Genomic DNA, 12,572 nt, shown 5'->3' on the forward strand with positions numbered 1-12,572 from the left:
TCCAGTTTCCGAAAAGGGGTCAGCGCGGCGTCACCTTGAGCGGCAGCACGTCGAGCGTGTGCAGCTGGTTGACCGCGCGATAGCGCATCTCGCCGTCCAGTTCGATGGCCGAAATCCGCTGCGACAGCGCGCGCAGGATGCATTCGGCCTCCAGCCGGGCGATCATCTGGCCGATGCAGGTGTGGCTGCCATGGCCGAAGGCGACATGGATGCCGGTCACGTCGCGGGTGATGTCGAATTTCTCCGGGTCCTTCCAGAACCGCGGGTCACGGTTCGCCGCGCCGGAAAAGGTGCCGATCTTGGTATCGGCGTCGAGGCGATAGCCCGAAAGTTCGGTCTCGCGCGTGGTGGTGCGGAAGTTGACGTAAGAGGGCGATTCATGCCGGATCGCCTCTTCGAACGTGTTCTTGGCCAGCGCCGCATTGTCGCGCAGCAGCGCGAACTGGTCGGGGTTGCGCGCCAGCTGGTTCAGCGCGAAACCGATCCCCGCCACCGTGGTGTCGACCCCGCCGCGCACGAAGGCGCGCATGATGTTGGACCCCACGCCCGGATCGAACTCGCCCCGCGCCTCGGCGTCCAGCACCATCTCGCCGATGGAGCCCGGGCGCATCGACTCGCGCTTGATGCTGTTTTCGTACCATTCCAGATAGGGCTGCGCGCGTTCCACCGCCCGGCGGTGCTTTTCGTTGTAGGGCCCGGCCTGGTTGAAGCCCATCTCGCCGATGGTCAGCGCCTCGACGCGCGGCAGTTCGACCCCCACGGCCTCGGGAAAGACCTTGAGCACATAGGCTTCGGCCAGATCCTCCACCCCGTCGAAACGGCCCCGTTCGACCAGTTCGTCGGCCAGCCGCGCGGCCTCGACCTCGAAATGGTCGCGCCAGCGGCGGATGGTGATGGGCGAGAGGTACTTGGTCAGCGTGCCGCGGATCGCGGTATGGCTCGGCGGGTCGTTTTCCAGCAGCCGGTTGGGGATGCGGAAGGCGCCGGGCTTGCGGATGTCGGCGATGCCGATCCCGGCAGAGGCCATGAAGCGGTCGTGATCGTTGAAGATCTGCTTCGATTCCTCGTAGCGGCCCGAGGCATAGACCCCGTATTTCGACAGCCGCACCACCGGCCCCGCCTCGCGCATCAGGTCGAAGAACGGATAGGGGTTCAGGACAACCTCGTCCGCATAGGGGTCGATGTCGATTTCCGGCGGTTCGAGCAGGTCGTCGCGGGCGCGGGCAGTGGCTGGGCTGGTCATGACATCCTCCGGGGTTCGGCCGGTTCGCGGATGCACCTTGCACCTGCCCGCCCCCGCGCGCAGTCCCCATGGCAGGGGGCTTTGGCCCGCCGCGCCATCCCTTATGAAAAGCGCGTCGGCGCGCCCCCGGGGGCGTCATTGTGCATCTGGAGGACGGGTCCTTGGACGAATTCGACGTGATCGTTGTCGGCTCTGGCGCTGGCGGGCTGTGCGCGGCCATCGTGGCGGCGCAGCAGGGACTGAAGGTGCTGGTGGTGGAAAAGGCCAAGGTGTTCGGCGGCACCACGGCACTGTCGGGCGGCATGGCCTGGATCCCCGACAACCACCACATGAAGGCCAAGGGCGTCGAGGACAGCCGCGATCAGGCCGACACCTATCTGCGCGCGGTCCTGGGCAACTGGTACGACGGCGCGCGCGTCGGCGCCTTCCTCGACGCCGCACCCGAGATGCTGCGGCACATGGAGGCGACGACCGAACTGCGCTTCTTCGCCAGCCCGACGCCGGACTATCAGCCCAACAACCCCGGCGCGACCAACCACCGCGGCGTGGTGGCGGTGGAATACGACGGCAGCCGGCTCGGCGACCACCTGCAATACCTGCGCCGGCCCTATACCGAATTCACCGTGTTCGACACGATGCAGGTGGCGGGCGCGGATGTGGTGCCGCTGCGCAAGGCGTTCCGGTCGGCCGCGGGGTTCAAGCATACGACCCGGATGCTGCTGCGCCACGCCGCACAGGTCGCGCGCCATGGGCGCGGCACGCGGCTGGTGGCGGGCAATGCGCTGGCGGGGCGTCTGCTGAAATCGGCGCTGGACGCGGGCGTGACGCTCTGGCGCGAAACCCCCGCCCTGCGGCTGACCCGCGACGACGACCGCGTGACCGGCCTCGTCGTGCGCCGCGAGGGGCGCGAGGTCGCGCTGACCGCGCGCCGCGGCGTGGTGCTGGCGGCCGGCGGCTTCGGCGCCAACGACGAATTGCGGCAGAAGTTCATGCCGCTGGCCGACCACCACGTCTCGATCCAGCCCGAGGACAACCAGGGCGACGGCATCCAGATGGGGATCGGCGTGGGCGGGCGGCTGGTGGCCGACAACCCGTCGAACGGGATCTACATTCCGGTGTCGCGGGTGAAGGACGAAAACGGGCGCGAACGCCGCTTCCCCCATATCATGATCGACCGCTACATGCCCGGCTCCATCGCCGTCGATCCGCAGGGCAAGCGGTTCGTGAACGAGGCCGACAGCTACCAGAACTTCGTGATGACCATGCAGTCTCTCGGCCTGCCCAAGGTCCACATGATCGCCGGGCACGACTTCCTGCGCCGCTACGGCATGGGGCTGGCGCGGCCCTTCCCCTATTCGGTGAAGAAGTGGATCCGCAACGGCTATCTGATCGAGGCGCAGACCATCGCGGAACTGGCCGGCAAGATCGGCGCCGATCCGGCGGTGCTGGAAGCGACGGTGAAACGGTTCAACGACTTCGCCGCCCGCGGCGAGGACCCCGATTTCCACCGCGGCGAGGATGCGCATTCCCGCTTCCGCGGCGATCAGGAAAACAAGCCCAACCCCAGTGTCGCCCCCGTGGGCCCCGGCCCCTACTACGCCATCGCGCTGATCCCGGGCGACCTGAGTTCCGTCGCCGGGCTTGCGACCGACGAACGCGCCCGGGTGCTGGACGGCGAGGACAAGCCGGTGAAGGGGCTCTACGCCGTGGGGCTCGACATGAACTCGCTCAGCCGCGGGCTTTACCCGGCGGGCGGATCTAGCCTCGGCCCGGCGCTGACCTTCGGCTATATCGCGGCGAAGGACATCATCGCGGGGGCGTGAGGCCCCCCACCCCGGCGGCGGCTGCGGCGGAAAGCGCGGTGGCCTCCGGCGGGGATATTTGGGCCAGCCTGAAAACACCGGCGGCGCTTTCCCCGTTGAGAGCGTGTGGTGCGCCACTGGTTCGGGAACCACCAGGCAACGGGGCTGGCCCCCGGCCCTGCCCTCTTCGCCCGCGCGAACGCCGGGTCAGCCCGCCGCGCGGCGCGCCAGACGGTCGCGGTGCATCAGGTAGATCCCGCTCGCCACGATCACCAGGCTGCCCGTCACCGTCCAGATGTCGGGCAGATCGCCGAACACCAGATAGCCGAGCGACGCGCTCCAGATCATTTGCAGGTAGTTGTAGGGCGCCAGCGCCGAGGCGGCGGCGATGCGGTAGGCGCGCACCACCAGAAACTGCCCCGTCGCCCCCGTGACGCCGAGCCCGCACATCATCAGCCAGTGCAGCGGCTCGTCCGGCACCGGGCCGGTGGCGATGACCGCCGGCCCCATCACCACCAGCGCCATGATCGCGGGGATGAACATCAGGCTTTCCTGCGTCTCGGTCGCGGCCAGCATCCGGGTGGCCACGGCAAAGCCGCTGTAGGTCGTCACCGCCATCAGCGCGATCACATGGCCGATGTGAAAGCCCCCCAAGCCCGGCCGGGTGATGATCAGCACCCCCGCCAGCCCCGAGAGGACCGCGGCATACCGCTGCCATTCCACCCGTTCCTTCAGGAACACCCGCCCCATGACCACGATCATCAACGGACCGAGGAAAATGATCGAGATGAATTCCGCCAGTTGCAGCGTGTCGAGCGCGGCAAAGCTGAACACCCCCGACAACAGCAGCAGGCAGGACCGCAGCACATGCCGCCACGGCTGCCGGGTGCCGAAATTGCGCGGGCGGGTCCAGATGCGGAACAGCGCCGCGACCAGCACCCCCTGCACCATGAACCGGATCCAGCTGGCAAAGGGCGGGTAGACGCCATCGCGGATCAGGTATTTCGCCGCGGCATCGGTGCAGGAAAACAGGAAGAAGGCGGCGATGATGAACCAGATCGCGACAAGGGGCGTCGGCGCTGGCCGGGGTGTGGGGGGCGTGGACAATTCGGTCTGGGGCCATGCCGCAGCGGTGCGGGGACCGCCCGGGCCGCATACGGGGTGCGGCAGGCCGGGCGGCGCGGGCCCGTGCCGGGGGGCTGCGGGCCCCGCCCGGCACGGGCCCACGGGATCACTTGTTGGCCTGGAACTTCTGCACCATCAGCGCCTGCGACAGCCCGCCGTCGCAGTTCACGTTCTGCCCCGTCACATAGGACGCCGCCGGCGAGGCCAGATAGACGATCGTGTCGGCCAGTTCCGACGGCTGCCCCAGCCGGCCCATGGGGATGCGGTCCTCGCGCTGGCGGCGGGTTTCCGGCGTCATGTTGGCGCGCAGCAGCGGCGTTTCGGTGGTGCCGGGGCTGACCACGTTCACCCGGATGCCATCGGCCGCCCATTCCAGCGCCATGGTCCGCGTCAGCGAGATCAGCGCCGCCTTGGACGGCCCGTAGGGCCCGCCGTTCGGATAGGCCGACCCGCCCGCCAGCGACGAGACGTTGACCACGGCGGCATGCGCGCTTTGGCGCAGCATCGGCAGGCAGGCGCGGGCCAGAAGCAGCGCGCCCTCGACATTCACCGCGAAGGAATGCCGCCAGACATCGAGGCTCACATCCTCCAGCGCCGCGGGCGCGATCACGCCCGCGCAGTTGACCAGGATGTCGAGCCCGCCGAACGCCGCCCGCGTCGCCGCCAGCGCCGCGGCGATGCCCGCCTCGTCGGTCACGTCGAAGGCCACGGCGATCGCCTGCCCGCCCGCGGCATTGATACCGGCGGCGACCGTTTCGGCCATGTCGGCGCGGCGGTCGCCCACCACCACGCGGGCGCCGTTAAGGGCCAGCGTCTGCGCCACGGATTCGCCGATGCCGCTGCCGCCGCCGGCGACCAGCGCCACAAGGCCATCGAGCAGCGAAACGCGCATCCAGTCGCGCGGGCGGTCGGCGGGGGCGGAAGAAGCGGCCATGGAAATACCTCTGGAACGTGAAGGGCAGGACCCCGGGAGGGGCCCTGCCAGTTGCATCGTGTTCGGGCCTACAGGCCCCGTGCCCGCCGGTCTGTACCCGTGATGCGGGACCGGCGCAAAGGTGCGGCCCCCTGCGGGGCCGCACCCGGGATCAGCCGAACAGCAGGTTCGGCAGGTAGAGCGACACGGCGGGGAAGGCCGCGATGATGGCCACCCGGATCACATCGACCGAGATGAAGGGGATGACGCCCTTGATGATGCTGAGGATCGGCACATCCGGCGCGACCGAACGCATCACGAACAGGTTGATCCCGACCGGCGGCGTGATCAGACCCAGTTCGCACAGCACCACCAGCAGCACGCCGAACCACACCGGATCGAAGCCGAGGCCGATCACCACCGGGAAGAACAGCGGCACCGTCAGCAGGATCATCGACATCGATTCCATCAGCATGCCGAGGATGATGTAGATGATGCAGATCACCACGATCACCGCCGTGGGCGAGAAGCCGGAGCCCGTGACGAAATCCAGCAGCGCGTTATGCGCCCCCGAATAGTTCAGGAACTCGGTGAACAGCGCCGCGCCGATGATCAGCGCGAACAGCACGGCCGAGGTCCGGGCGCTGTCGAGCAGGATGTCGTAGAGCTTGTGCAGCGTCAGTTGCCGCCGCACCAGCGCGATGACGAAGGCGCCGAAGGCACCGAAGCCCGCCGCCTCGGTCGCGGTGAAGAAGCCGGAATAGATACCCCCGATCACCACGACGAACAGCAGCAGCGCCGCCCAGACACCGCCGAGCGCCTGGATCCGGTCGCGCCAGGGTGCGCGGGCGGCGGGCGGGGCGGCATCGGGGTTGCGCCAGACGGTCCAGCGCACCGCGACCATGTACAGCAGGATGCCGATCATCCCCGGGATGAAGCCCGCGGCATAAAGCTTGCCGATATGGGTTTCGGTGATGATGCCGTAGACGACCATCAGAACGCTCGGCGGGATCAGGATGCCGAGCGTCGCACCCGCCGCGATGGAGGCGGTCGACAGGCCGTCATGGTAGCCATACTGGCGCATCGACGGCATCGCCACCTTGCCCATCGTCACCACGGTCGCCACGCTCGATCCGCAGATCGAGGCGAAACCGCCCGAGGCCATGACCGTCGCCGTGGCCAGCCCCCCCCTGCGGTGGCCGAGAAAGGCCTGCGCGGCGCGGTAAAGCTCTTTCGATACGCCGGTGCCGGCGACGAGGTTGCCCATCAGGATGAACAGCGGGATCACCACCATCCCGTAGGTCATGGTGCTGTCGCGCGACACGAGCGCGACCATGGTCGAGGCCGCCTTCCAGCTGACCAGATAGCCGAAGCCGAAGAACCCGACGACGCCCATCGCGATGGCGATCGGCACGCGCAGGAAGATGAGCACGAACGAGGCCAGAAAGCCGACAATTGCTACGGTCATGTGTCAGTGCTCCTTTTCCGATTTGGCGCCCGTCACGCCATCGGCGCCGATACCCTCGGCTTCCAGCATCCGCTCCAGTTCGGCGTTGCCGATATGGATGTCGCGGCGGAACAGCAGCGCGACAAAGCAGAGCGCCGTGATCCCGGCCAGAATGGACATCGCAAAGATGACCGGCGCCAGCGGGATACCGAGCGTCGGGGTACGGTCGGCATAGCCGAGCGCCATGCCGCCCAGGATCCAGAGCCGCCAGGCGATAAGCGCGAACAGCGCCCCGCCCAGGATCCCCACCAGCAGCTTGCGGATGAAATCCAGCAGCGGCGTGCGGATCACGTCGATGAGGTCGACCACGATGTGATCGCCGCGGAAGGCCACGCTGGGCAGCAGAAAGAAGATGCTGCCGGCAAGAACGATTTCCGTCAGTTCGGACCCACCCGGCAGCGGCCGGTTGAGAAAGTTCCGCCCGATGACATCGATGAAGGTGATGACCATCAGAAGGAACAGCAGGAAGGATGCGGCAATTCCCGTCAGTGTCTCTATTTTCTTGAACATCTCGCTCCCTTTCAGGTTGGCGGGCGTGCCTTACTTCGCGGCCTGTTCGGCGGCGGTCACTTCGGCGCGGAATGCGGCCAGCACGGCCAGCGGATCGGCCAGGCCCTTGGCCTTGGCGCGTTCGGCCCAGTCGGCCTCGAGCGGCTTGACCACCTCTTTCAGTTCCGCCACGAACGCATCGCTTGCGGTTTCCACCTTCAGCGTGGGGGTGGCGCGCATGGTTTCCTCGGAATCCGCATCGGCGATGTAGAAGCTCGTCCCCATCGACAGCGCCAGCGCCTCGTGCGACACCGCGTTGATCGCCTCGCGGTCCTCGGCCGAGATCTTGGCCCAGGTCGAGGGGTTCACGATCACCGCCAGGGCAGAGCTGAACAGGCCGCCGGGCACCAGCGTGGCATGGCCCATCAGGTCGATCATGTTCATGTTCTTGGCGGTTTCACGCTGCGCGAGGCTGCCGTCGATGGTGCCCGCGGTCAACATCTCGAAGGTTTCGGCCGAGGATTTCAGGATCGGGATCGCACCGACCGCGTTCAGCAGCGCGGTGGTGTACGGGCCGGTCGAGCGCAGCTTGAGCCCCTTGAAGTCCTCGATGCTGCGCACCGGTTTTTTCAGCGTCAGCACGTTGCCGGGCGCGTTCGACATGATCGTCATCAGTTCGACGCCCTCGAACTCGTTCAGCGGCTCCATATGCTCGCGGTAATAGCGGTTGAAGATCGGCGCGAAGATGCGCGCGTCGTTGCCCAGGAACGAGAGTTCCGCCATTTCCGCCAGCGGGAAACGGCCGGGGGTATAGCCGGCGACGATGAAGGACACATCGGCCAGGCCGTCGCGCACCACGTCGAACTGGCTCAGCGCCGTGCCCACCATCTTGGGCAGCACCTCGACCTTGACGCGGCCTTCTGTCACCTTCTCGATTTCCGCGAACCAGGGATACATGACGCGCTGGTTGACGTGGTGCTGGTCGGGCAGCCACGAGGAATATTTCATCGTCACGGTCTCGGCCCAGCTTGCAGCCGCGGTGGCGATGGTGGCGGCGGCTGCGACGGCAGCCAGGATTGCCTTCATGGGAAAATCTCCTCCGGTTGGTTTTTCCGGGCAGCCATGCCGCCATCGGTTTTGGTTTTCGCGGTGTAACAGCGGTGTTTCCGCCCCGCTGTCACTTGTGTCGGGGACAGAAGGGTGAGTCGGGTCCGGCGACCATGCCGCCCACCGGCCGCGCGGGCATGGAAAAGCCCGCCCACGCCACCGCGCGGACGGGCTTTTCCATTGAAATCCCTGGTTATTCCGCCACCACACGCAGAGGTAGAGTGCCCAGCATCCGCATCTGGCTGACCGGGCGGATGGTGGCGGTCGCGGTCAGTTCCATCGACTTGATTCGCCGGACCAGCGCCGTCAGGATCGAATCGGCCTCCATCCGCGCGATCATCTGGCCGGCGCATTGGTGGTCGGCCATGCCGAAGCCCAGGTATTCGCCCACCACCACGCGGTTGATGTCGTAACGTTCGGGGTTTTCCCATTTGCGCGGGTCGCGGTTGGCCGCGCCCATGAACATCGTGACCTTGGTGTCGCCCTTCAGCCGATAGCCCGACAGATGCGTGTCGCCCGTCGTCGTGCGCCACGAATACTGGAAGGGGTGATCCATGCGGATCGCCTCTTCAAAGGCGTTGCGGGTCTTTTTCGGATCGGCCTTGACCGCCTGGAACGCATCGGGGTTCAGCGCCAGCCGGTGCAGAGTGTGGCTGATCGCGCTGAAGGTGGAATCCACGCCGCCGCCGACGAAGGACCGCACGATGTTGGACGCCACGCCCTCTTCCAGCTCGCCCCGCTCTTCCGCCTCGAACAGCAGATCGGCGATGGATCCGGGCACCACCGCGTCGCGCTGGCAGGCGGCATCGTACCATTCCATGTAAGGCTCGGCGCCCTTCATGGCGGGGTCGTACAATTCGTTGTGCGGGCAGCTCTGGTTGAAGCGCATCTCGGCGATGGCCAGCGCCGCCTCGCGTTCCAGCTTGACGCCCACGGCATCGGGGAAGGCGGAAATGACATAGCTGATGGCAAGGTCGTTCACCCCGTCGAACTGGCCCTTGCCCACCAGATCCGCGGCGACGCGCTCTGCCCGTTCCTCGAAGAAGCCGCGCATGCGGCGGATGACCAGCGGCGACATGGCCCGGGTGACGACGCCGCGGATCTGGGTGTGCTTGGGCGGGTCCACCTCTTGCAGGCGCGAGGGGATGCGGAACTTGCCGGGTTTGCGGATGTCCTGATAGCTGGTCCCGGCGCCGGTCATGAACCGGCTGTAATCGGTCATCACCTGCCGGGTTTCCTCGTGCCGGGCGACGGCATAGGCCTCGTACTTCGGCAGCCAGACCACGGGCGCCAGTTCGCGCAGCGCATGGTGCATCGGATAGGGATCCAGCATGTTGCCGAGCGCCCAGGGATCCCAGTCGAAATCCGGCGGGTCGAGAAGGTCGGCGTCCAGGGTGGTGCTGGCTTCGGTTACGGCGGACATCGCGGGCCTCTTTCGCTATGGCGGTGCGGGACAGCCCGGGGCTGCCCCGCCATGTCTGCCGCAAGGCTAACGCCACCCTGCGGCGGGGTCTGTCCCTGCCTTATGGCACGTAGGATCCGCCGTTCACATCCAGCACCACACCGCAGATGAAGCTGGCCGCAGGCGTGCACAGCATCGCGATGGGCCAGCCCAGATCCACGGGCTGACCCGGCCGGCCGAGCGGCATGAAGAAGTTCTCGGGCGTGAACACGATCCCGGCATTGGCGTTCAGCGGCGATGTCACCAGCCCGGGCGCGATGCCGTTCACCAGCACGTTGTGCTTGACCGCGCGGCGGGCCAGCCACTTGACCAGCGTGTGCATGCCGCCCTTCGAGGCCGCGTATTCGGCGTAATAGCGTTCGTTGTTGTCGGTCATGATGCCGCCGTTCTGCCCGGCGGCGGATCCGACCATGACCACGAAGCCCTCGCGCCGCGCCGCCATCCCCTCGATCACGCCGGTGGCAAGGCGCTGGCTGGCGCGCACGTTGATGCGCATCAAGAGTTCGAACCCCTCCACCGGGTCCATGTCCGCCGGCGGCTTGAAGATCGCCGCGCAATGGGCCAGCGCGAACCACGGGCCCGCCGCGATCAGGCTGTCGACGAAGGCGTCGTCGGCCAGGTTGCCCTGCATCGCCGTCGCCGTCAGGCCCTTTTCGGCCAGCAGGTCCAGCGTGCGGGTCGCGGGCTGGGTGTCGGCGATGACGACCTCTGCCCCCATTTCGGCGAGGATCAGCGCCGTGGCCTGCCCCATGCCGGACGCGCCGCCGGTGATCAGCACGCGCCGCCCGGTCATGTTCAGCCGGTCCGGCAGGGCGAGGGTGGGTTTCGTGTTCATGTCCTTCACCTCACCAGATCGGGCCGCGGCCGAACATCGGCATTTCCGCGTAGGACACGTCATGCGCGCCCGGCAGGCTCGGCCGCAGGATCATGTGCTTGGGCTGCGAGGGGTCGGGCTTCTGCGCCTGCGATTCCAGCATCCAGTCGCGCGTGACGCCGCGATAGCTGATCCGCCAGACGCCATCGCGGCATTCATAGCGGTTGAAGGTGCGCGAGCCCGCCGTCACCTCCTCCCCGTTCGGGCGGCGGTGATAGGAAATGCGGTGCGTCTCGCCCTCTGCCTTGTCGCCGTCGACCTTGTACCACTCGTTCAGCACGTAGTGGCAGGTGTTCTCGAACTGCGCCAGATAGCCCGAAAAGATGTAGTCCACCCATTCATAGCCGGTGCCCGACCAGGCCTCGCCATGGTCCTCGAACGCATCCTCGAAATAGATCGAGCGGATCAGATCCGGGTCGCGCCGGTCGATGCCGCGGCAATAGGCCATTTCCAGCTCGTGCAGCTTTTCCTTCACCAGCATGTCGCGCAGGGCGGATTGCATCGTCGGGTCCATCACTTATCCTCCGGCTCTCGGGCGTTCGGGTGCAGGAAACGCGGTTGACGGCGCCCGGTCTGTCCCTGCCTAAGGGTGCACAGGCCGGGCGCGCGCGGGATAACCTTGCTGCGACAGGCTGCCGCATACGGCGCATCGAGGAGAACCCCGTGACGAAACTGGCGATCATCTATTACAGCAGCACCGGCAACACCCACGCCCTGGCCCAGGCCGTGGCCGAGGGGGCGGAGGCCGAGGGCGCCGAAACCCGCGTGCGCCGCGTGAAGGAAATCGCGCCCGATTCGGCCATCGACAGCCGTCCCGCCTGGCGCGCGCATGTCGAGGCGACCAGGAACGCCCCCGAGGCCGACCTCGCCGATCTGGAATGGGCGGACGGTTTCGTCTTCGGCACGCCGACGCGGTTCGGGCTGCCGGCGGCGCAGTTGAAACAGTTCCTCGACCAGTCGGGGGGGCTCTGGGCCACGGGCAAGTTGCAGGACAAACCCGTCGCCGCCTTCACCGGCGCGGGCAACCCGCATGGCGGGCAAGAGGCGACGCTCTTGGCGCTGAACACGATGTTCTATCACTGGGGCTCGATCATCGTGCCGGCGGGCTATACCGACGCGGCCTTCAAGGCGGCGGGCGGCAACCCCTATGGCCTCAGCTTCACCGCGGGCGCCGACGGGCTGTCGGCAGAGGTTCTGGCGGCGGGCCGGGCGCTCGGCGCCAAGGTGGCGCGCTATGCGGCGGTGATCGGCCCGGCGCGGGCGCGGCTGGCCGGGGGGGCGAAATGAGCACGCGGATGTTCGATCTGACCGGCAAGTCCACGGTCGTCACCGGGGGCGCATCCGGCATCGGCGAGGCGGTGGTGCGCCGGTTCCTTGCCGCGGGGGCGAAGGTGCTGGTGCTGGACATCACGGATTCGGGGGCAGAGGTCGAAAGCTGGGGCGCCGCCTTCCGCAAGACCGACGTGTCCGACCTGTCCGACCTGGAATCCGCGCTGGACCACGCCATCGGCCTGCACGGCGGGCTGGACGTGATGGTCAACAACGCCGGCATCGCCCTGCACCGCCCGCTGTCCGAGGTGGAACCCGAACGCAACACCCAGATGTTCCGGGTCAACGCGCAGGGCGTGATCTATGGCATGGCGGCCGCGGCGGCGCGGATGGGAGCGGGGGGCGCGATCGTCAACACCGCCTCGGCATCCGGCATTTCCGGCGTGGCGGGGCTGGTGGAATACGGCGCGACCAAGGGCGCGGTGGTGGCCGCGACGCTGAACGCGGCGATGGAGCTTGGTCCCCGCGGCATCCGCGTCAATTCCGTCTGCCCCGGGCTGGTGCGCACGCCGCTGGCGATCCGCAGCGCCTCGCGCCTGGGGAAATCGGGGCATATGATCGCGGCGCTGGAACGCCCGGCGCAGCCCGAGGAAATCGCGGCGGTGATCCATTTCCTTGCCAGCGACGATGCCAGCTATGTGACCGGCCAGTCCATCGCCGTCGATGGCGGCTGGACCAGCGGCACCACGACGAAAACGGTGGACGCCGCCAACCCCTGACC

General features: G+C 67.5%; 12 protein-coding genes. 3 read left to right on the forward strand and 9 right to left on the reverse strand.

All coding sequences use genetic code 11. The annotated features are described in order from the left end of the window. Positions 1-19: 19 nt before the first annotated feature. Complete coding sequence (locus RGD00_RS01065; RefSeq protein ID WP_310455247.1) at positions 20-1,243, reverse strand: cytochrome P450; 1,224 nt, start codon at positions 1,241-1,243, stop codon at positions 20-22. A 161-nt stretch (positions 1,244-1,404) separates the two neighbouring features. Here RGD00_RS01065 and RGD00_RS01070 point away from each other — a divergent pair, with 161 nt between their 5' ends. Then, entirely contained in the window at positions 1,405-3,066 is a 1,662-nt protein-coding gene (locus RGD00_RS01070; protein ID WP_310455248.1) for an FAD-dependent oxidoreductase, read from the forward strand. A 186-nt stretch (positions 3,067-3,252) separates the two neighbouring features. Here RGD00_RS01070 and RGD00_RS01075 read toward each other — a convergent pair whose 3' ends face one another. The 8 genes from RGD00_RS01075 to RGD00_RS01110 form a co-directional block, all read right to left on the reverse strand. After that, positions 3,253-4,152 (reverse strand): DMT family transporter, encoded by a 900-nt coding sequence (locus RGD00_RS01075; RefSeq protein ID WP_310455249.1) that lies wholly within the window; start codon positions 4,150-4,152, stop codon positions 3,253-3,255. Positions 4,153-4,276: 124 nt separating this feature from the next. Continuing rightward, positions 4,277-5,104 (reverse strand): SDR family NAD(P)-dependent oxidoreductase, encoded by an 828-nt coding sequence (locus RGD00_RS01080; protein WP_310455250.1) that lies wholly within the window; start codon positions 5,102-5,104, stop codon positions 4,277-4,279. Between the two features lie 151 nt (positions 5,105-5,255). After that, complete coding sequence (locus RGD00_RS01085; protein ID WP_310455252.1) at positions 5,256-6,551, reverse strand: TRAP transporter large permease; 1,296 nt, start codon at positions 6,549-6,551, stop codon at positions 5,256-5,258. A 3-nt stretch (positions 6,552-6,554) separates the two neighbouring features. Next, positions 6,555-7,100: a TRAP transporter small permease gene (locus RGD00_RS01090; RefSeq protein WP_310455253.1), complete on the reverse strand. Its 546-nt coding sequence runs from the start codon at positions 7,098-7,100 to the stop codon at positions 6,555-6,557. A gap of 30 nt (positions 7,101-7,130) precedes the next feature. Further along, positions 7,131-8,165, reverse strand: a complete 1,035-nt coding sequence (locus tag RGD00_RS01095; protein WP_310455254.1) for a TRAP transporter substrate-binding protein — start codon at positions 8,163-8,165, stop codon at positions 7,131-7,133. A gap of 214 nt (positions 8,166-8,379) precedes the next feature. Then, the gene (locus RGD00_RS01100; RefSeq protein ID WP_310455256.1) at positions 8,380-9,609 is read right to left on the reverse strand and encodes a cytochrome P450; all 1,230 of its coding nucleotides are present in this window, start codon (positions 9,607-9,609) and stop codon (positions 8,380-8,382) included. A 100-nt stretch (positions 9,610-9,709) separates the two neighbouring features. Beyond that, the gene (locus RGD00_RS01105; protein ID WP_310455257.1) at positions 9,710-10,483 is read right to left on the reverse strand and encodes an SDR family NAD(P)-dependent oxidoreductase; all 774 of its coding nucleotides are present in this window, start codon (positions 10,481-10,483) and stop codon (positions 9,710-9,712) included. Between the two features lie 10 nt (positions 10,484-10,493). Beyond that, complete coding sequence (locus tag RGD00_RS01110) at positions 10,494-11,036, reverse strand: nuclear transport factor 2 family protein (protein WP_310455258.1); 543 nt, start codon at positions 11,034-11,036, stop codon at positions 10,494-10,496. A 149-nt stretch (positions 11,037-11,185) separates the two neighbouring features. On the opposite strand from RGD00_RS01110, the gene wrbA reads away from it, so the two are divergent. Next, a complete protein-coding gene (gene wrbA / locus RGD00_RS01115) occupies positions 11,186-11,809 on the forward strand; it encodes an NAD(P)H:quinone oxidoreductase (protein WP_310455259.1) in 624 nt (207 codons plus the stop codon). 8 nt (positions 11,810-11,817) lie between these two features. Beyond that, the gene (locus tag RGD00_RS01120; protein WP_310455260.1) at positions 11,818-12,570 is read left to right on the forward strand and encodes an SDR family NAD(P)-dependent oxidoreductase; all 753 of its coding nucleotides are present in this window, start codon (positions 11,818-11,820) and stop codon (positions 12,568-12,570) included. Positions 12,571-12,572 lie beyond the last annotated feature (2 nt).

Source organism: Ruixingdingia sedimenti (genome assembly GCF_031432425.1).
Taxonomy (GTDB): Bacteria; Pseudomonadota; Alphaproteobacteria; order Rhodobacterales; family Rhodobacteraceae; genus Ruixingdingia; species Ruixingdingia sedimenti.

Bases quoted from the DNA above. Each gene is read 5' to 3' on its own strand.
- RGD00_RS01065 (WP_310455247.1), bottom strand. From the start codon at position 1,243: ATGACCAGCCCAGCCACTGCCCGCGCCCGCGACGACCTGCTCGAACCG.
- RGD00_RS01080 (WP_310455250.1), bottom strand. From the start codon at position 5,104: ATGGCCGCTTCTTCCGCCCCCGCCGACCGCCCGCGCGACTGGATGCGC.
- RGD00_RS01085 (WP_310455252.1), bottom strand. From the start codon at position 6,551: ATGACCGTAGCAATTGTCGGCTTTCTGGCCTCGTTCGTGCTCATCTTC.
- RGD00_RS01090 (WP_310455253.1), bottom strand. From the start codon at position 7,100: ATGTTCAAGAAAATAGAGACACTGACGGGAATTGCCGCATCCTTCCTG.
- RGD00_RS01095 (WP_310455254.1), bottom strand. From the start codon at position 8,165: ATGAAGGCAATCCTGGCTGCCGTCGCAGCCGCCGCCACCATCGCCACC.
- RGD00_RS01100 (WP_310455256.1), bottom strand. From the start codon at position 9,609: ATGTCCGCCGTAACCGAAGCCAGCACCACCCTGGACGCCGACCTTCTC.
- RGD00_RS01105 (WP_310455257.1), bottom strand. From the start codon at position 10,483: ATGAACACGAAACCCACCCTCGCCCTGCCGGACCGGCTGAACATGACC.
- RGD00_RS01110 (WP_310455258.1), bottom strand. From the start codon at position 11,036: ATGGACCCGACGATGCAATCCGCCCTGCGCGACATGCTGGTGAAGGAA.
- RGD00_RS01120 (WP_310455260.1), top strand. From the start codon at position 11,818: ATGTTCGATCTGACCGGCAAGTCCACGGTCGTCACCGGGGGCGCATCC.